The organism is Fulvivirga sp. M361 (genome assembly GCF_007097395.1).
Lineage (GTDB): Bacteria > Bacteroidota > Bacteroidia > Cytophagales > Cyclobacteriaceae > Fulvivirga.
In genome coordinates this window covers 518,954-539,975 of sequence record NZ_VKDC01000006.1, presented here as the reverse complement: position 1 = coordinate 539,975, position 21,022 = coordinate 518,954, and the positions used below count along the sequence as shown (strand labels likewise).

Below are 21,022 nucleotides of genomic sequence, written 5' to 3'. Positions count from 1 at the left end.
GAGTATGTTCATTCCAGCCGTTTTCCTACCTGGTTTTCAATAACCAGAAAAGACCCTTTAAAATCCTGGTTCAACACACTCATTTTCAGTCCACCCGAATAATCATTGGGTATTACTTCTATGGAAGCTTTACCATTCGACATGCGTATGGCCTCAGTACCCGTAGGTGTTCCCTGGTTTCGGTGTAATTCACCTCCGCTCATACATTGGAAATAGACACGCTCTTCATAGTCCAAACATCTTCTTCCGACGTTATCGACCATAGTCGCTGTTACCAGGTAGTTGCCATTCTTCTGCAACTCGTAGGATAAAAGGATCTCTTCGGGTGCTGTTGATTTTTCATAGGAATAGGTTACCAAGATAGTGTCTTCGATCTTTTCTCCTTCCTGATCATATCCAACAGCACGAAATTCATTTTCTCCCTTTTCAAAATCGATATCCCAATTGAGTCCGCATGCGGGAAATTTAGTGATGTCCTTTGTTTTTTTTCCCAGGCTAACACTGTTATGGAATAACTCCACCTGTTTTAAATTACTGAATACGCTAAGGTTACGTGACTTACCTTTTGGCCCCGAACGATCCGTCCAGGTGTGTGACTCAATGTAAATAAACGGGTCATCCGACCAGTAGCTTTTGAAGACGTAATAAGCATCTTTTGGATTACCGGCCCTGTCTGTCAATCCTTTCTGATTCATATAAGGGATATCATTTTCAGGGCGGAGTGGTGTACCAAAGTCCTTAAAGGCCCATTGGGCGTTTCCAATGAATTGATCTTGTGTTTCAGATACCATAAGATGCCAATCGAACAGATCAACAATATAGTTTTCACTCCAATCTCCATTTTTGGCAATATTTTGTACGGCCACCTGGTTGATTGGCTCTTCCCACTCATCGGCATTGATAATACCGTCCCCGGTGATCGGTTGCTCGGTGTGCCTGCCTACCATACTGGACCCACCGTATTCCATGTGTATAAAGTGAGGATATTTCGCATGGGATTTTCTGATCGCATTTTCATAGTTTTTGTAAGACCCCGAATACCAGCCAGACCATATGGAAGGGCTAAAAACATCCACAATATCTGCTCCTTCGTAATATTTTCGTATTGCTGTTTTGCGGCCGGCATCCAGCTCATGGGCCAGGTCATTCAGTTCTCTTAAAAAAGTGTTCATGTTTTCCCGGTTATCACCGTTTTCAAAATCCGGCAACCAATATATTTCATTGCCTAATGACCAGATAATTACACTGGGATGGTTGTAATTTTGGAGGATCATTTCTTTCAACATGTGCTTCGTATTGGTTTTCCAGGTATCATCGCCAACACCTCCCCTGCACCAAGGCAGCTCATCCCAAACCAGGATACCCAGTTCATCACATGCTTTGTACACTTCGGGGTCCTGCGGGTAATGCCCTAACCTGACGAAGTTGGCCCCCATCTCTTTGATCATCTCTATATCCTTTCTGTGAAGCTGGTTAGACATAGCCGCTCCCACACCGGCATGTTCTTCATGCCGGTGAGTTCCCCTTAGTAAGAGGCGTTCTCCGTTGAGGTAAAAAGGACCATGGTCTTTAAATTCAAACCACCTGTAGCCATAAGTCTCCGTTATGAAGTCCATTGCCTTTCCCTTTTTGAGCAGTTCAATCTCTACTTTATACAGGTTGGGATCATCAATTTCCCATAGTTCGGGATTGGCCAATTCAAAAGATAACTCCATACTATTCCCTACCTTTGAAGATTGGCGAAAGACGACCTTTCCTGAAGGATCTTTAATGCTTACCTGAACACTTTTATCGGCGTCTATATTTCCTTTAATAGTCAGTTTCAGGTCAACTTTAGCTTTTGTCTGACTGACCTGAGGCGTAGAAATTTTCAGGTCAGATAGATATGTTTCGGACACTTCTCTCAACCAAACATCTCTTGTAATTCCTCCATAAATGAAAAAGTCTGATTTTTGCGAGGGAATCACCTGTCTGTTGTAGCCATTGTCCACGCGAACCATAAGGGTATTCATACCGTCCACAAGGTGATCAGAAATGTCCGCTTCAAATCCAAGGTATCCTCCAATATGCTTTGTAACCAGTTGGTTATTTACATATACCTCGGAGGTAATGTTGACTCCTTCAAAATAGATGAGGTATCTTTTATTTTTTTTAACTTCCTTAAATTTCAGCATTTTTTTGTACCAACTGGCATCTCGTCGATAACCTGGTATCATGTCCACAACATCTTCATTATTCCAACTATGAGGTAAGCTGACCATGGTCCACATCGGGTCAAGATTGGCTTCATGACAACTTAAATAAGCCTTTTCCAAATATTGCCAGTTGTCATTTAAGTTGGTCTGCTCTCTTTCCAGCGCCATGGAAACGGCGCCGTGTAAGATCAGTATGAAAATTAAGAGTTGTCTATACATGAAGTAAGTTGCTTTGGGTTAGATCTGTTCTTTTTTTTTTCGGGTTATTGCCTCCAGGAAGTAGTAATCTGCATAGCTTATAGGCAGATCGATCTCGTCGTTCCTGGGCATATTCCCGGTACTATGGTCCAGCAAAAAGGGAGCTTCAGTGGCTTTTGGCAACACGTATTTAGAAGTAGATAAAGTGGTTAATATCGCATTGGCCCACTTATGGTGCTGCTTATCCCCCGTGTACTGACCAAGTTCTATTAAAGCTGATGCAATAATGGCTGAAGCGGAAGCATCCCTAACGGCATTAGGTATGGCCGGGTCTTTCATGTCCCAATAGACTATGTTATCCGACGGCATATCCGGATGCTCCATAATGAACGCTGCGATCTTGCCGGCCTGGTCCAGGAATACTGTGTTGGAAGTATACCTGTAAGCCATAGTAAATCCATACAATCCCCAGGCCTGCCCTCTTGACCACACCGATTCACTGTCATATCCCTGATGGGTAAGTCGCTGCACTACTTCTCCCGTTTGCGTATTATAATCAATGACATGATAGCTGCTATTGTCAGACCGGTAATGATTTTCCAGTGTTTTATTTGCATGAGCAACAGCTGTATGATAAAAACTGCTGTCACCTGATAGCCTGGTCGCCTCAAATAACAATTCGAGGTTCATCATATTATCTATAATAACAGGAAACTGCCATTTATCTTTGCCAAAATCCCAGGATTTGATGCACCCTACCCTTGCGTTAAAACGTGTAGTGAGTGTTTGTGCACTTTGTATAATTATTTTTTTATACGCCTCTTTTTGTGCTGTCTTGAGGGCATTTCCAAAGCTACAATTGATCTTAAACCCCATATCATGCGTTCTATCATTGTACTTTTCCTTTTCAAGGTAGCCCAGCCATTGTTCTGCACGCTTTAACCACCGCTCGTCTTCGGTGAGGTGGTACAGGTACAATAAGCTTCCCGGGAAAAAACCACTTGTCCAGTCCCCGGAAGCTACTCCCCTTGTTTTTCCATCACTTTCCATACTCCGCGGAAAACCCGTGGAATCTACAGGGTAGTTTAACAGGAAATCCATTCGGTAACGAATGTCCGGATTGAAAAACGTCTCTATTGAAACCGATTCATTTCCTTTTTCCTGTAATACAGTGGGTTTACTATCTCTACATGAAATGACGAGCTGAACACCTATGAACAGAAGGGTAATCCTAAGCATTCTATCTAATAATTAGCGTTTTGATCAAGGTTCGGGTTTCTATCCACATCTTCCTGAAGCTTTGGGAATAAATAGTCCCTGGCCGGATTGAACGCATGTTGTTCAAGCCCCCCGGCACCAAATGCTTCCTGCCCCATCCTTTTCCTTTGTATATCGTACCACCGTCCACATTCAAACGCTAGTTCCAGTCTCCTTTCTTCCAGTACTAATTCTCTGAACCCATTGACATCCAGTCCTGAGGGAACATTTTCAGGGAAAGTTCTATCATTTCCGACATCTGAGTCAAGTTCTCTTCTGGCCCTGCTCCGTACCTGGTTGACATAGTCTTCCGCCTCCGCATTCGGACCTTGTTCCATTTCATTCATTGCCTCGGCAGCAATAAGTAAAATTTCAGCATACCGCATCAGGATATAGTCATTTTCCGAATCACGACCGTTGGAACCTGCTATGGTACCCGCCTGCCCCTGGGCCCTGAAATACTTGGCAATGTGCGGGCGTGGTATGGCAGATGGTATGGACCCCCAATCCGTATACAGCACTTCTGCACCACCATTCACCATAACCGTATCAAAGCTCACCGCCTTGCGATAATCCCTCGCATCCCAATCGTTAAAAACGGCTATACTCGGTACTGCTACACTCCACCCTGCGCCAAAATCAAATCTTTCGTCTCCAATGATCCCAGTAACAGGCGCCATGTAATCAATAGCAGCATTCGTTCCGCCCAACGCTCCCGGGTTGGTAGAGGCATCTCCTCCTATAAAATTTATTTCCCAGATCACTTCATTGGACGAAGCGGGGAGAGATGCGTCAAATAAGTCTGCAAATTCACCCTCCAGGTTATATTGAAAAGCGCCACTATTATCGATGACATATTTAGCCTCCTGGTACGCCAGATCCCAATTTTCCCGTGTTAAGTGTACAGAGGCTAAAAAACTTGCAGCAGTACCCTTACCAGGCCTGTCACGCGAAACGGGAACGTCTGGCAGCCATTGTTTCGCATACTGCAGGTCTTCAATAATACCTGCATAAACATCCTCTACGGAAGATTGCGGTAATGTGTAGGCAAGGTCCGGATCTGAAAAGGCAAAATCAATGTATGGAATTTCACCAAACAAACGAACAAAGTGATAGTGAATAAAGGCCCTTAAAAATCGTCCTTCTGCTATAATGGGATTAATCTCTTCCTCAGCGATGTCTAATGTCTCACCCCCCTCTATAGCATAATTCAGTGCCGCAATGGCTTCGTAGCCTTTGGGCCAGAAGGCACGAACCATTCCATTACTGACGCCCATGTTCATTTCATCTACTTCAATGCGTCTGGACGGTGTTCCCATATCTCCAATAGTAGCCATATCGCCTCTCAGTAATATGGACAGGGGTAGTTTTCTTCCCCATAGGGCTTCATGCCCCATGATGGAATAGCCCCCATTGATCCCAACCTGTACATCCCCTGGAGTCTCATAAAAACCTTCCGGTGCCAGCAGACCTATTGGATTTTCATCCAGATCTTCGCATGAAAGCACTAAAAACATGCTTATTAAGAGTAGTATCGATTTGATATAAGTTAATTTCATCGTTCCAGTTGTTTTAAAATCCAAGGTTAATTCCGAACGTATATGACTTCACATTGGGATAACTTGCATAATCAAGTCCGAGGTTTCTGTTGCCGTCCTGGGAATTTCCGGCGTTTTCATACCCTACTTCCGGGTCAAGTCCCGGATAATCTGTGAGCGTATAAATGTTTTGCGCACTGGCATAAACGCGTAATTTTCTGATATTGATCTTATCCAGTATAGCCTTAGGCAAAGTGTAGCCTATCACCAGGTTTTTCAATCGTATATAACTCGCATCGTAAATAAATCGGTCTGAAACGCGGAAAGAGCGGGAACTATTCGCTTTAGGCACGTCGGTGTTGGGATTTTCCGGCCTCCATCTGTTTAATGCCTTAGCTGTAACATTACTATTGCCTGAAAAAGTCTCTAATTCCATCAGTGTATAACTTAGCATGTCATTACCATGAACCCCCTGGATAAAAATATTTAGATCAAAATTTTTGTATTGGAATGTATTATTTAGAGACCAGGTAAAATCAGGGTTAGGATCACCTATTATAGTCCTGTCATTTGCATCCAGTACTCCATCCGGGACACCGTTTGGTCCGGAAATATCTTTAAACCGTTCTCCTCCTGCTTCTTGTTCAAATCCTGTCCCGGGAATGAACGTATCACCGTTTTGATAAATACCGTCATAAACATATCCGTAAAATACGCCTATGGGCTGGCCTTCCAACAGGAGCTGAGAGTTGTCATCCAGCGTTAAATGTCCCGGGTTTTCTCCATAAAACTCTACGGAATCAGGTAGCGACAGTACTTTGTTTCTATTGGAAGAAAAGATGAAGTCTGTTGACCAACTAAAGTCTCCGACCATATTTTTTGAATTAATGGTGAACTCAAAGCCTCTATTCTGATTTGTTCCAATGTTTTGTACCTGATTGGCTACGCCTACATAGCCGGGCAATTGCCTTTCAAATAGAAGGTCGGAAGTTTCTTTATCGTAATAATCCGCAGACAGGAAAAGGCGTCCATCCAGCAATCCTATATCTAACCCTATGTCCAACTGGGACGTTGTTTCCCAGGTAAGTTGGGAATTTTCCAGCTCCCCTACCCTCAGAGCGTTTTGTCCTGGCACAATAGAATAGGTGGGATCCAGGGTGGCCAAAGACCCGTAAGCAGGTATGGCCTGATTACCCACCAAACCATAGCTGGTCCTGAGTTTTAATTCAGACAGGAAGTCCAATGACTCCATGAATGGTTCTTCGACGATGTTCCATGCTACAGCAGCTGACGGAAAGAATGCCCACTTATTGTTTTCAGAGAAATTGGATGCACCATCAAAACGTGTGGTGAAGGTCAGTTTATACTTTCCGAAAGCGGAATAGTTAACTCTTGAATAATACGACTTAATGATAGTTTCCGAATAATTCGAAACAGGTGTGCCAGGGTTACTTCCCTGATCCAGCGCCCAGAAAGATCCGGAATTAGATACAAACCCGGAGTTGGACGTTTCAATATCTTCCCGGGTGTCTTTCTGGAAAGAATAGCCGGTTATCCAAGTGATCTCATGTGAGTCGTAATTTTTATTGATCGTGAAGTAGTTTTCACTTAGAAACGATGATAATTTCCTTGTTTCGAGATCCACTGTTCCCTGTGCATCTTCACCAAATACCAAAGTAGTAGGCCAAAACTCTCCTTCTCTCCAGTTTGTTGTGCCTATCCCCAATGTGCTTTTAAAGGATAGCCATTCTAAGATCTTCATCTCTCCATAGACATTGGCCTGAAACCGGTCTGTAATCCTTTCTCGTTGGTATTCTGTTGCCAAAGCATAAGGGTTATCTATCTCACCTCCCAAAAAAGACCGGGTAAGCGTACCATCATCATTGAAAACACCCAGGTCAGGATTAAATCTAAAAGAAGACCCGATAACCCCTGCCTGCCCGGACCCACCTGAACCTTCCTGTGTTCTTACACCATTTGTCTCGCTCCTTCGGGCATAAAGGCTCACTCCAACTTTAAGTTTTTCCGTAGCTTCTATGTCCACATTACTATTAAAAGAATAGCGGTTGTAATCAGACCCCACGACGATACCTTCCTGATCATAATAAGTACCTCCCACATAAAACTTTATATCTTCCGACCCACCCCGCAAGGAGAGTTGATTGTTAGCTATAAACCCTTGTTGGAATATTATGTCCTGCCAATCCGTATTTGACCCCTGAAAGGCATAATCACCAAATTCCTGCTGATAGTTGGCAAAATCTTCTCCGCCAAGCAGGTCCAGGCTATTGGTGGTTTGTTGTATAGAATAGGAGCTGTTAAAATCAATGGTTACAGGGCCGTTTTGTCCTCTCTTTGTAGTGACCATAATTACACCGTTGGCCCCCCGAGAACCATAAATGGCGGTTGCCGAAGCGTCTTTCAAAACTTCTATCGAAGCAATATCTTCAGGTGGCGGGAGTTCAGCGCCAACGAATCCATCTACTACGAATATCGGATCGCTGGTGGCATTGATGGAAGTACCTCCTCTAATGCGTACACTTAAGTCACTACCTGGTTGCCCTCCGTTGTTCGATTGTATTTGTACTCCTGCTGCTCTGCCTTGCAATGCCTGCGTGGCGGACAGTATAGGATATGCCGTTATGTCCTGACTTTTCACCGTTGAAACAGAGCCTGTCAAGTCGCTTTTTTTAACAGATCCATACCCTACTACCACTATCTCTTCCAATGTTTTCAAATCCAGGTTTAGTGATACGTTAAGCACACTCCTGCTCCCAACAGTTATCTTCTGAGTCTCATACCCTAAATAGGATATGATCAATACATCCTCTTCCATTACTTCAAGCGAGAATGCACCGTTAATATCCGTAATGGTACCTTTAGCATTTCCTTCTATTAAAATAGCAACGCCAGGTAATACGGCATCGTCTTCAGCAGACCTTACTGTGCCCGTAAGCTGTTTACTTTGGGCTGCTGCCTGATGACACAGTAATGTGGATAGCAATAACAAACCATATTGCATTTTTAGTAAGGTTGTTTTCATATATTTTGTCGTTTGGTTCAACTTAAGTAGATCATCAATAAAGACATTAAGACAATAAAGATCCCTAACATGAATTCCGGTAACCTTTTTTTGATTTGAATGCGCATCATGATGATGGGTAATTAACTTTGTATTCTTTTCATACAATATTAAGTTTACCAGGGGTCACAGAAATCCGAAAATGGGGATACATCTGTACTTAAAATGCAGCTTAACGGCTTCAAGCCCTCTTTTCAGTCTTCCAAATGGCTGATCTGAAATTTCCGGGCATATTGAGTCGGGGTCATGAGATGATGCCTTTGAAAAATTTTACTGAAGTATTTCGGGTTTTTGTACCCGACTTTGTAGCAAACCTGAGACACATTCATCTTTCCTTGTTCCAATAACTGTGCTGCTCTTTTCATGCGCATAGATTGAATGAATTCATTAGGAGTCATATTCACCCATGCCTTAATTTTAGTAAAAAGCATAGTGCGGCTTACCCCCAGTTCTTCACAGAAAAACAGTACGTCCAAAAACTCATTGGATATGTTTTTATCTACTATATCAATCGCTTTTCTGAAGAGTTCTTCATCTACGGATGAAATGGTTATCTCGCTTGGAACAATGGCTTCATTAGCTTTGAATTTCTCCTTCAATTTATCCATCACCGCCAACAGGTTCCGTACCTTGAGTTGAAGTTCCCGCACATTAAATGGCTTATTTATATAATCGTCGGCGCCAGACTCTAAACCTTCATATTTAAAAATAAGAGAGGTACGTGCAGTCAAAAGAATAATAGGGATGTGACTGGTCTTGATATCCGATTTAATGTGTGAGCAGAGTTCTATTCCATCCATCTCCGGCATCATCACATCACTAATGATCAAGTCCGGAGCTTCTGTTCTGGCTTTTTGCCATCCCTCTTTACCATTGGCAGCTTCTTTCAGGTCATAGTCAGGATTGTCCAAAATGCTAATTACGAATTTTCTTACCTGCTCATTATCTTCGACTACAAGGATAGTTTTCTTTATGTGCGACCCACTCGTGACATTCTCTTTCTCCGGTGGATTGGATTCAGATGTCACCGATACCTGTTGTGTATAAACACTCAAATCCTCGCTGTCCCTGAAGTTTTTGATAATTTGATCCTGGTCCAGGTGAGCACAGCCCAGGTGTAAGGATATGGTAAAGGAGCTGCCTTGCCCATACTGACTTTCCGCGGTGATAGTCCCTTTATGCAGGTCTATTATTCCTTTAGTTAATGCCAGGCCTATACCAGTCCCTTTAGCAGTTTCCTGGTTGGGACTTTCTTCGTTGATTTGATAGAACCTGTCAAAAATACGATCGACCTGATCAGCCTTCATTCCAATGCCTTTATCAGATACCTTAATTTTAACGGTATCCGATTCTTGCCATACGTCCAGGGTGATATTCCTTTTTTTGGGGGTATATTTAAATGCATTGGAAATCAGATTGTAAATGACCCGCTCCATTTTGTCACGATCATAAAAAACCATTATCCTGTTTTGCCGGGCATTGAATTGATAGTCATAGTCTCCGGATTGGGCATAGGGTTTAAAAGAAAGAAAAATTTCTTTGACAAACTTGACGATATTGCCTTCAGCAGCTTTTAGCCGGGATTGATTATTTTCAATCTTTCTGAACTCCATTAACTGGTTGATCAATTTAAGCAGTTGATGGGCATTCTGATGTATAACCGTTAGCTGTTTGAATAACCTGCTACTGCCCCTATACTCATCAATAATTTGCTGCAAAGGGCCTAATATCAATGTGAGTGGTGTTCTGAATTCATGCGATATATTCGTAAAGAATTGAAGTTTCATTTGATTCAGCCTCTTTTCCTGTTCATTCTCTTTATGCTCCAGTGCCAGGTCATGCTTTAACTCTGCACGTGATTGGATAATTTGAAATAAAAAGTACAAAGCCACGGCTATTGCAAGGCTATATAAAAGAAAGGCCCACCATGTTCTCCAGGGAGCGGGATGTACGATTACCCTGAGTACTGTGGCATTATCGTTCCAGGCCCCGTCACTATTGCACCCTTTTACCTCAAATAGATAGCTACCTGCCTGTTGTATAGTATAAGAGGCCTCATTGGTAGAGGTAAATTTCCACTTTTCATCCAGTCCTATTAATCTATAACTGTACCGATTCTTATCCGGATTGATGTAACTGGGGAGTGCAAATTCAATGGTAAAAATAGCTTCATCGTATTCAAGCTCTATTTCTGCCGTTTGTGATATATTTTCATCCAGTATTTTTGTTGAGTCGCCTGGAAATATATAGTTATTAAATACTTTTAATCCTGTCAAAATTACTGACGGCGTATACTGGCTGCTTTTTATCTCAGAAGGCACAAAAGAGGTAACTCCATCCGGGCCGCCAAAGTAAATAATGCCATTTCTTGATTTAAGTGATGAATTGTTATTGTATTCATTGGAAACCAGCCCATCAGATTGTTCAAAGATCTTTATATCCTCCAGCAAAGGATTATACCTTATGATGCCGCTATTTGATGAGATCCATAGTATACCTGTATCGTCTTCGAGAATGGAGTGTATGGTATTACTGGTGTTCTTATAGGGGCCCGATAAGTCTTCATGAATAAAGGCACCTTCTTTAAAATAGTGTAATCCCGTTTCTTTCGTGCCTACCCAAATCACTCCCCTGCTATCTTCAAAAATTGCCAGTACATCTTCTCCTGACCTGCTTTGATGATCGTAGAAGAAATTACGCATCACATATTCCTTTTTTTTATATGTATCGAATGAAAGAAGGCTCAGTCCATTTTGCGTACCTACCCAAAGGTTTTTTTCTGAATCTATCAAAATTGTTCTTACCTGATCATCGCATAAAGACATAGGGTTGTTGGGCTCATGCCTTAAGGTGGCTATCACACTTTTCTGTCTGTTATAGAGGCTGAGGCCTCCGCCAAATGTCCCTATCCAAAAAAGATCGTTGTCAAATGGCTGAATGTCATAAATACTATTATTACTTAAACCTGCTTCAGTGGTTAATGTAAGATTGAATTTTTGGTGATCCAGGTCCCAAATAAACACCCCTGAATTAAATGTACCTATCCATAATTCTCTTTTATCAGGATCAATATGAAGTGATTTGATATTATTCCCCGGAAACGGACCGTGTTCAATAGGAAACTCTGAAAAAAGGGCATTTTTTGTATCATATACACTAACTCCACCTCCCTCCGTTCCAAAGTAGATCTTATCCCTATCTTCGACTATGGAACTGACCACATTATAACTAAGCCCTTTTCCATTTGCTAACTCTTTATAATTTCTAAAATTATTGTTAGCCTCATTCCAGCTATTTATTCCTCCGTAGTAAGCTCCGATCCATATAGATCCGTTCCTATCCTTATAGATAGATTTGATGGTATTTTTGCTCAGACTACGCGGCTTTAACGGATCATGTTGCAGGTTCAAAATACCGCCGAAAGGATCTATTACACTTACTCCCTCATACGTCCCCACCCATAAAGAACCTTTATCATCTGATGCCAGGGCGCGAACATCATTGTCTAAAATCCTTCTATTTCCTGACTTCGAAAAGTTCAATATTTTATCATCCGCATCTATTCTAAATAACCCGTTTTTTTTAGTTCCGAACCATAGACTACCAAATGAATCCTCCGTAATGACCTGTACCTGTCCTTTGCGTTTATACCTTTTAAAAGTGTAAGACCCATCCTCCGATACGTTTATTACCTTGTTTAACCCTTGTGCGGTCCCAACCCAAATCGTTCCGTGACTATCCTGGAAAACTTCGGTTACATGATTGTCAGATAAACTGGTGTGATCGGTTAAATCACTGAAAACCTGAATGATCTTACCGGTAGATTTTTCTATAATATTGAGTCCGTTGGAAGATCCTGCAAGTATTCTATTGTTATTTAAATGTACTACAGACCAAACCGTATTATTGGATAAGGTGGCAGAATCCCCTGGAATATTCTTGAATCTCCGGAATTTCATCCGTTTTGAATCATATAGATTCAATCCGTTATAGGTTGCAACCCATAAGTCTCCGTCAGCATCTACCTCAAGATCCAGAATGTCGTTATTGCTTATACTTTCACCATCACTAATATCATTCCTGAAAACTTTAAATCCAGTACCATCGTATTGGTTGAGGCCATCTCTGGTCCCAAACCAGAGGATACCATCCTGATCCTGAATTATAGTGATAACAGAACTTTGCGACAGTCCCTGCATCGTGGTAAGATGGTTGAATTGGATCGAAGTGGTTTGAGCTGACAACAACGATACGGAAACCATGAATAACAGGATAATCAATGTATACTTGATTTCCATGGTTAAAGGGCCTGTCATTGTTACAATTTTATTCAACCGTTCGTTTTGGTTAAGCAGCTAACCTACCTCTTTCCAGATCTATCCCATTTACATGAACATAGTGAAGAGGCTGTTGTCGATTTTGTATATGACCTATTTGATAGGATAAGCCAGTTGGACAGATTTAAATCAGCCTATTCACAAAATCGCAGTATAAAAACCTCTATCAAGGTTTTACATTTACCACGAATTTATAATATAAAGACAATCAGATGTTTAAAAAACGTTAACTCTCAAAAATATTAGATTAGAGTATATTAAAAGTACAAGTTTTGGTATTCAAACGTACTTTAATGGATTGAGGTGAGAAGTAAATTGATCCTAATAATAGACAGACGTAAGCTTACTATCATATCTAAGCTCATCACTATTTGTGATTAATTCCATAGACATATGGAACGTAAAAGACGGCTCACGTAATGGGAATGGCTAACCTGGATGCTATAGTAATATAATTCAAACCAGGCAAAAGCCCTTATACCATAAAACTTTTGCTCATTGATCAAGGCAGTTGTTCCTAAGATCAGGTGGTAAGGGTGTATTTCTCTCTCTCATTATTAGGTTTGGGTCTTACAGGACAGACCGAGCCAGGACGCTCTTACCGGGTTTGGGTAGTAGGACCGCTGCGCTTAACCTAACGATCAGTTGGTGGTTATCGCTTAGCGGAAGATTCAGTCGATTATGTAGCACAAGTAGGTGTTTGTCAGTTGGGATTATTGTTCTTCAGCCCCAATCAATTTGTCATCGTATTTTTTTAGTTTTTTAAACAATGTATCTCGCGAAAAATCCGATTTAGATGTATCAAGATGTTGGATTGCATAAACAACAGGATAAGGATAACAGATATAAAAAATACTATCATATAAAAATGGATAAAAATCCTCAACGTTCTGCAACATTGGGGTTTCTCCTGTAAAATATCTTCTATGAATAAGAATTGAATCTTTTTTATTTATCAGTTCGAATGCTACAGGGGTTAGATGCTCAAATTGATCCTTTTGATAAATCTTCACATACAGATTTGTACTTCCTTCTACTTTCTTCTTACCTATCTCTTCGTATTGATTAGAGAAGCAAGAAGTAAGACTACAGGCCAGCATTATGAACACCGACCTTACGAAACTCACTTTTCCCATTATCTCCTTTTTCTCCTTTTAATCATGTCTTGGTCGAAAAGAATTAAGTTAGCGGTTCCAAAATCTCTTACAGAGCTTATTGATGCAGGTTTTATAGTATTCAATTTATCTGGCACTCCAAAATTACTGGATGTATAAGGTGTGTCAAAATATCGTGGTTCAAAACTTCTATTTTTGTATTGGCTATCTGTAAAAGTGCCAGGATAACTTCTGTAAACTTCAAGAGATTGCTTAGGTGATAACGGTTGTATCATCTCTTTAATCTCATCCTTACTTAGACCTTCTACGTTTCGGTAAAAACTCAGCATGTTTGATGGTAGGTCGGCAGGCTCGAATGATGAACCTGAAGTGGGGTGAATACCTTGCAATTGTTCAAAAGCCATTGAAACATCTTGAAAAATGGCGAGAGCTATCGATTTCCTTTCTTCAATGCTGAGATTAGGCTTGACGAGGTATTGTCTCTCTATTCCAACAGAAAAATTTCCAATTACAATGTCTTGCTTATAATTTACTGAGTAGTATCCTCTGAAAATTTGATCCGAAGATGGTTCATTTTCTAACTGTCTCCAAAGTTCTCCAACTCCGATATAAGGTTCATTTCTTTTGGTATCAGTAAATGCATGGGTATCATCAACCCAACCATAATTAGCAGTAAAATATATATCTCCTTCTAAAATTGCTTTTTCATATTCATCTCTGGGACCTAAAAGATAATCTTTTTTTCTCCTTAATTCTTCATTTATCCGAAGAGCATTCGAATTGTCAATAGGGTGAATTAATTGCTGCTCCGCTTGCTGTCCTATCTCTTTACCCTCAATTTGATTAGCAGCTTCAAGTCCATCAATATCAACACTATTAATCGGCTTATTCCCCGCATACTGGTAGGGGGTATAATAAGGATAATCATCCTTCAATGGATCCACAGAAACAAATCTAACCAACCAAGCGGCATAATACCTAGCCCCATAATAGTACAACCCCGTCTCCTCATCACGCTCTTTACCAACATACCGATATCTTTTCAGAGAAGTTTCAGTAGCGTTCCTTCCACTTCGGTAACTGGTTGTTCCAAACGGGTAATACTCTTCATAACTGATCACGGCTGCAGAATCATCCAGCTCCAGGGAAGCGGAACCTAAATGATTGTCCAATTGATAGCGAATCGTTTGTGTTGGGCTGGCTAAGGGACTTCCATTATCAATCGTCAATGTATCTACTAATGCCACTCTTTTTTGGTCATCCAGTAGATGCAGGCTCTCCCGTTCTATATCCACAGTCCCATTTACAGTCTTTCGGAACACCTCCCAATTTCCTAAATAAAACCGTTCCTCCTTTAATCCCCCATTTCGTTCAACGACTTTTCTTACCCGTTCACCACCGCCATCATATACGTAGTAGGCGGTTCCGCCGCCACCCAGTTCCACCTGTTGTAATCGATCTGCAAAATCCCAGGATAAGGAGCTTAAATGTGACATGGATAGCATACTACCGTGAACATCGTAACTATACTCTGGTGTAGTAGGTGCCACATTATCGTTGCTGGTGCCCAGTAGATAATTTTCATGTGTCACATCATAGTGATAGTATCTGGTCCAACTGCCACCGATGGCCTGATGGATCATCTTTAAAATATTCCCTAATTCATCGTATTCATACTGTTGTACATAGCGGCGCATCGCCTGCGTATTTTCCGGCAGTGGGTTAATGCCAATATCTCCTGGTCCGGGTGCTGCATTTAGCCCTACTAATTCCCTGCCCTCAGATTGTAGAAGTCGATATAAAGCGTCATATGTATATTTTCCATGAGGTTCTACCTGGGCATTATTGAAAAATGTGGTTTGTTGTGCATTGTCCAGTTGCACGGTAATGTTGCCTACAGCATCGAAAACATAATTTAAGTCTTGTAAAGTACTCGCTCCATTGTTTCGGGTAGTGAGTAATCTGGTAAGCCGGAATGTGTTCGGATTGTACGTGTATCTTGTCTGACTTCCATTGCCATAAACAATTTTCTCTCGCTGACCACGAGCATTATAGTCAATATTCGTAACAAAAGAAGTGGGTGTGGTAGCACCACGTAAGTTAGCTTCTACTGTCTCCAATAGATTAGCTTCGTTAAAGGTAGGTTTGATGACCGAACTATCAGGCATAGTCATCGCCACCGGCCGGTTCAGGGCATCATACGCTACCTGTTGTGTAAAGGATTCATTTTCCAGTAACGCTGTTGCCGCAGTGTTTATATCAGGAGCAGTTGGTAAAGTAGACCAGTCCGGGGTAGTGGCGTACTCTTTGGCATATTGTCGGAAGCTCTGCAAAAGATTTCCCTTAAAATCAAATGCCTGGGACTGGACCAATCCGGCCGCATCGTACATCTGGTAAACCTGCCCTCGTAGGTTGCTGACTTCCGGATTACCGGTCCCCTCTCCATAAACCACAAACGTAATTAGTTTTTCGGGGTCACTCCCTTGCTTCACATAGTTTTCCCTGGGCCGCTGTACTACATCATATACATTTCGAAAAGCCTGCCCCCTGCTGTCCCACATTCGAATGGGATTGTTCAGCACATTGCTAAATATCCAACGCTCACCGGCATCCATACTGTTCGTATAGATAAGTTCATCCAGCAAGTTGTACCGGTTCGTGGTAATCAAGTGGTTTTTAGCATCGGTTACCGTAGTAACGTTTCCTTTAATATCGTAGCCGTTTCTGGTCTCATAATGCCCCAAAGCCCCGTTATTATCTATTGTCAGAAAAGGGCGTGCTAACGTATCCAAATGTACTCGTTGAGGGGTATCAGCATGTTGTGCAGCAAGCCAGGCCGCCCGTTGTTCCGCATCGGCAGGTTCCGGCCCTGCCGGATCGGGGCTGTTACGATCGCTATACCAGGTACTTTCCAACACCGTATCGTTACGATCATAATTCGCCTGTTGCCAGGGATCGAACACTACCTTTTCCAGGCTGCCATCCGGATGCATTGTTTTGATCACACGACCTACCGGGTCGTAAAACAACTCAATGGTAACACCATGTTGCCGCAATTCATCTTCGTCTTCATAAGCGAACGTACTGCTAAAATAAGGCTCGTATTGCCGCACTACTTCGCCTTTATTGTTCAGCACTGTGCGGCCGTTTCCTATCCAACGATCGTTTGTCTCAGCCAATAGTGGAATCCCTTCGGCATCCAACATCAATGCCCCCTGAGCATCCCGTGTAAAGGCCGGGCCGGGCTCTGCCTGTGCTTTGGTCAATACTTCCTGCCCAAGCCCACCGGTATACAAATAGCTTTCCTGAAAACGGGGGTTGACAGCGCCATGCTGCTCCCGGGCGTAAGTATGTACAAAGTTTGGCTGCTGATGAGTACTCCAGTTAAATAACTCGTACTCCATTCGCATAGTAGGGTCAGCCAGGGTATCTCCCATTTTATCCGGATCGGTCTCTCCTTCCTTTCCCATTATTGCTGTAGCTACTACCATGCCCCTTACATCAAAACCTACTTGTCGACGGTTTTGGTTTGGATCTTTCACCTCCCGGGGTTGTAGCACACGATAATCATTTTGGGATTCGGTGCGGTTGCCCAACGCATCTTCTATAGCCACCGGCAACAGAAAATGACTGTCGTAGGTGATGGTCAATGCATTTCCCAAAGGATCAATGTTTTGTACAGGAAGGTAAAAATGTAAGGCATCAAACGCCTGTCTCGGAGAAAGTTGCCAATACCCCTCTACTTCTGCCGAATACCCTGCTTCGGCACTGATAAGCAAGGTATTGTCCACTTTTGTCCCATAAGCCTCAGTAATCAATCCCGAAGTAAGTGCCAGTACATATTGTTGATACGGCAGTGCATGAAAGGCTACTTCTCCTAGGGGTAACTCCGCAGAAAGGTCAGCACTGTAGTAAGTGACCTTATTTTGAGTCAACAGGCACTTTTCAGGTATATTGTTTGCTGGCAATACCTCAAAAGGGATTTCAGCGGCAGTGGCAATGAGCGTCCGGATTTCTTCCAGGCCATAAATAATCTCCGTTGGAGCAGTCAGTCCGGTGAGTTCGTAGCTTTTGCCGGTCTCAGGCAGTCCCAATCTATAGAAATCTGCAGTTTCTTCCAGGATGTTAATAAAGGTATTTTCCGAAAAGGTAGTGTGTGTGATTCCTTGCTCACCATAGGCTGGGTTACGCCGGGGGTAGCCAATCGCAGCAGCCTCTTCCACATTACCATAATCGTCTACTTTCAGCGTGAGACTATGTGCCATTCGTGGATCGGCAGGATTACGTTCATAGTCCATTGTTAGCGTTTCCCGCTCATAGGTAAAAAAAACGGCATAGCGGTTGTCTACCCGGGGTTGCAGGCATTTTATCGTATAACCAGCCTCTACCACCTGGTAAGGATGTACCGAGGGTTCCTCCTGATCATTGGCATACAATTCCTGACGTAGCATGGTACCCCTCAATGCCCGCAGGGCTTCCCGTTCTTCATTCACAGACAATTCTGCATGCATAAGATTTCCTGAAAACTGTACTTTCTTTACCTCGGGGGATAGCGCATCACCTTGATAATACTCTTTGCTATAGGCATCTAAAACAGGCTCTCTTTGGGTATAATGCCCCACATGAAACCAGGTTTTGGTCAAGGTGGGTGCCACATAATCGCTGGCATTCTCATTTAGATTAGCACCTCCAAACAGGGTATCTGCTATTAAGACGTCGAATTCCTCCGTATCCCATTGATCTACCCGTCCAAAGCCACGGAACTCGCGCTCTACTCCATCGTAATAGCCGTGATGATAAGCATAACGTGTGGTAAGGCGCTGGCCTGTAACCTGATCGTACACTTCGACACGTTCCAGCACCTGTACAGGGAAAGGAAGTTTTGTCGCCCAGGGGGTGCCGGCACGTTCGTCTCGCAGGTAAAACTGTGTAGAAGGAGCATATTGCAACCGGGTTAATGCCCCCATATTGTTATCCACCTCTTGTAGCAGAAATGGTTTTTTACTACTCATCAGATCAATGTAACGCAATCGTTGTGCGGCATCGCCGGGAAGTGGTGACGAGCTCACCAGGCAGGCAGTACCATTTCCAAAAAGATCGGTAACGCTCAAAGTGCTCAGGTCATCCACCGGAAAATGGTGATTGATGCTAATCCCATTCCCCCAGCTATTACCACTCTCATTGGGCCAGTATTCGACCTTATCATCATAGAAATAGACAAAATCAACCGTCCCTGTGCCGTCAATATCTGCCAAACGTACTCTTCGGCGATCAAATAGGTCCGGATGGTCAACATAAGGTGCATTATCCATTCGTACCAGTTTGCCAAAGTGTCCGTAGCCCAGGTTAGGCCAGTAGCCTATGGAGCCGTTGCGTACCCTGACAATATCCGTCAATCCATCACCCGACATATCCGCCAGGTAAATCACCTGCTCCCGGTCTTCAAAGACTACAGCCGGGCCATTGTTTTCATCCAGGGCTTTAGCTACTTGCTTTGCCTTGGTATACCCTTCCTTTACTCCTTCTTTCACTAACGAAGCATACCAGGTCAGGCAATATTCTTCCGTGAACAGAATATCAGCATAACCATCTCCTGTAAGGTCAATCAGTCGAAGATTAGGATCGTTCCAGTCGATGGTTGGATAGGACTTAAAAGTCTTGAAATGCTTCCAGCCGTCCCGGGTATCCTGTTCATAATAGCCCGCCATATCCTGATCCTGCACTTGAAGTTCAGGCAGTCCATCACTGTTAAGATCAGTCAGTAGGGTACGCAGATTTGTGCCTACAGCAGCAGGTTTAGGAGCAACCTGGGTGTAGGTATCCATCATCAATTCAGGAGTATCGCTCGTTGCCGTTGGATCATACTGGTAATAGCCTTTGTCTCCTTTGTTACGCCGATACCACCAGGCGCCTGAGTCCTCATACAGTATTCCTTGTACACCTTCACCGTACAAATCCACCCATTGCGGGTTCACGCTATCAACCCCCGCAGGTAATGACCGTGTAATTTGTTCATCTACTTCATAGATGTCTGGGTCAATAGTTGCCTGTGTATAGGAAAACGCAACGGGGGGCATAGTCTCAGGGCTTTTTCCAGCTTCAAAGTAACGGTATTGCACCGATTGTAGTAACGTATAAGTGGCTTTCAGATCATAATTAAGTTCTGTAGCACAAACCAGGTAAGGCTCAGGTGTAGGACCTGTGCTCAACTCAGCAAAATGATGGTACATCAGTATGCGCTGGCACAGCCGGTAGGTGCGTACTTCAAAACCTGCAGTGTAAGTGGAAAAGGCATCGGGGCGCCCATTCCATAGTTGAGTTTCAGTATAACCGGGAAGGTTTCCTTCATCATGCTCCCCGTAATCCAAGATTACTTCAAAATGCCATTTGGTCGTGTCAAAGAATGTAGCATCCTCAGGGCTAAAAGGAACTGTATTACCGTATTTAATACGTTTGGGATAGCGGTTAGCCATGGGCATACTTTGCCGATGTTCTTCATATAAGGCATTTGGAACATTGACCTGATCTTCGGCCTTGTATTCGTAGATAATTATGTTTCCTTTATCGTCGTAGGTCTTTTCCAGCAGCCACTGGAATACTCTTTTAGGATCCTCAGGGTCTGCTACACGGCCCAGGGCGGATTCTCCGTAGATAGAAGTCGTGTTGTCTTTAGTGGTCACACGCCAATGAGAGATGAGACCGGTAGCATCTAACCAACGTTCGATACGGGCAAAAAGCCCTTCCGTCCGAGGGCGGTAACGGGTAATGGTATATCCATTCTTCTGAAACTGCACTTTCTGCCAGTTGCCGTTGCTTTCATCCATAAACGGAACCAGGTCTTCAGCGCCACTTAACAGGAACGTATCACTTTCTGCCTGATCATTGTACTGGGGTAATCCCCTGGAAGTTCTTCTGGAAATAGAAGGTATTCCCACGTTCCACCCTAACCCAAAAACATCATTACCATTGCCCGAATCATAGCTTAATGCCAGTTGCGGTGTAAATCCCGACCTTCCGGGGCTTACTTTTACTGGCACAGAGAATGAAGCTGTACCGGTCACGGGATTAGACTGAAAGGTTTCCCCCATACTGCGGATAGCACCTCCTCCACTCGGAAGGCTGATGGGAGCTTGTTGCGATACCTCAGAGACGGGTGAGCTCTGACTATCTTGTACCTGGGCATTATCTGAAGATTGTTTATCGTTAGGTTTGGGGGCTCCGTTCATGATAAATCTGTATTTTCTGGTTTGGAAGTATTAAGTCTTAATGTAATTAATATGTTTTTTGATCCGGATAGTGA

The 21,022-nt window shown here is 43.0% G+C and carries 7 protein-coding genes; all 7 read right to left on the bottom strand.

Annotated elements, in window-relative coordinates; genetic code table 11:
- Positions 1-8 precede the first annotated feature (8 nt).
- A complete protein-coding gene (locus tag FNH22_RS09100) occupies positions 9-2,414 on the bottom strand; it encodes a glycoside hydrolase family 2 TIM barrel-domain containing protein (RefSeq protein WP_143398042.1) in 2,406 nt (801 codons plus the stop codon).
- A gap of 18 nt (positions 2,415-2,432) precedes the next feature.
- Positions 2,433-3,632, bottom strand: a complete 1,200-nt coding sequence (locus tag FNH22_RS09095; protein WP_143398041.1) for a glycoside hydrolase family 88 protein — start codon at positions 3,630-3,632, stop codon at positions 2,433-2,435.
- A 5-nt stretch (positions 3,633-3,637) separates the two neighbouring features.
- Entirely contained in the window at positions 3,638-5,209 is a 1,572-nt protein-coding gene (locus tag FNH22_RS09090; RefSeq protein WP_143398040.1) for a RagB/SusD family nutrient uptake outer membrane protein, read from the bottom strand.
- A gap of 13 nt (positions 5,210-5,222) precedes the next feature.
- The gene (locus FNH22_RS09085) at positions 5,223-8,231 is read right to left on the bottom strand and encodes a TonB-dependent receptor (protein ID WP_143398039.1); all 3,009 of its coding nucleotides are present in this window, start codon (positions 8,229-8,231) and stop codon (positions 5,223-5,225) included.
- A 233-nt stretch (positions 8,232-8,464) separates the two neighbouring features.
- On the bottom strand, positions 8,465-12,568 hold the full coding sequence (locus tag FNH22_RS09080) for a two-component regulator propeller domain-containing protein (RefSeq protein ID WP_185154143.1): 4,104 nt from the start codon (positions 12,566-12,568) through the stop codon (positions 8,465-8,467).
- A 752-nt stretch (positions 12,569-13,320) separates the two neighbouring features.
- Entirely contained in the window at positions 13,321-13,743 is a 423-nt protein-coding gene (locus FNH22_RS09075) for a hypothetical protein (RefSeq protein ID WP_143398037.1), read from the bottom strand.
- Positions 13,743-20,948, bottom strand: a complete 7,206-nt coding sequence (locus FNH22_RS09070) for a SpvB/TcaC N-terminal domain-containing protein (protein WP_143398036.1) — start codon at positions 20,946-20,948, stop codon at positions 13,743-13,745. The genes FNH22_RS09075 and FNH22_RS09070 overlap by 1 nt, the downstream gene beginning before the upstream one ends.
- Positions 20,949-21,022 lie beyond the last annotated feature (74 nt).

What these genes read in the sequence shown, in the direction of transcription:
- FNH22_RS09100 (WP_143398042.1), bottom strand. Translation starts at nt 2,414, where the DNA reads ATGTATAGACAACTCTTAATTTTCATACTGATCTTACACGGCGCCGTT.
- FNH22_RS09090 (WP_143398040.1), bottom strand. Translation starts at nt 5,209, where the DNA reads ATGAAATTAACTTATATCAAATCGATACTACTCTTAATAAGCATGTTT.
- FNH22_RS09075 (WP_143398037.1), bottom strand. Translation starts at nt 13,743, where the DNA reads ATGGGAAAAGTGAGTTTCGTAAGGTCGGTGTTCATAATGCTGGCCTGT.
- FNH22_RS09095 (WP_143398041.1), bottom strand. Translation starts at nt 3,632, where the DNA reads ATGCTTAGGATTACCCTTCTGTTCATAGGTGTTCAGCTCGTCATTTCA.
- FNH22_RS09080 (WP_185154143.1), bottom strand. Translation starts at nt 12,568, where the DNA reads ATGGAAATCAAGTATACATTGATTATCCTGTTATTCATGGTTTCCGTA.
- FNH22_RS09085 (WP_143398039.1), bottom strand. Translation starts at nt 8,231, where the DNA reads ATGAAAACAACCTTACTAAAAATGCAATATGGTTTGTTATTGCTATCC.
- FNH22_RS09070 (WP_143398036.1), bottom strand. Translation starts at nt 20,948, where the DNA reads ATGAACGGAGCCCCCAAACCTAACGATAAACAATCTTCAGATAATGCC.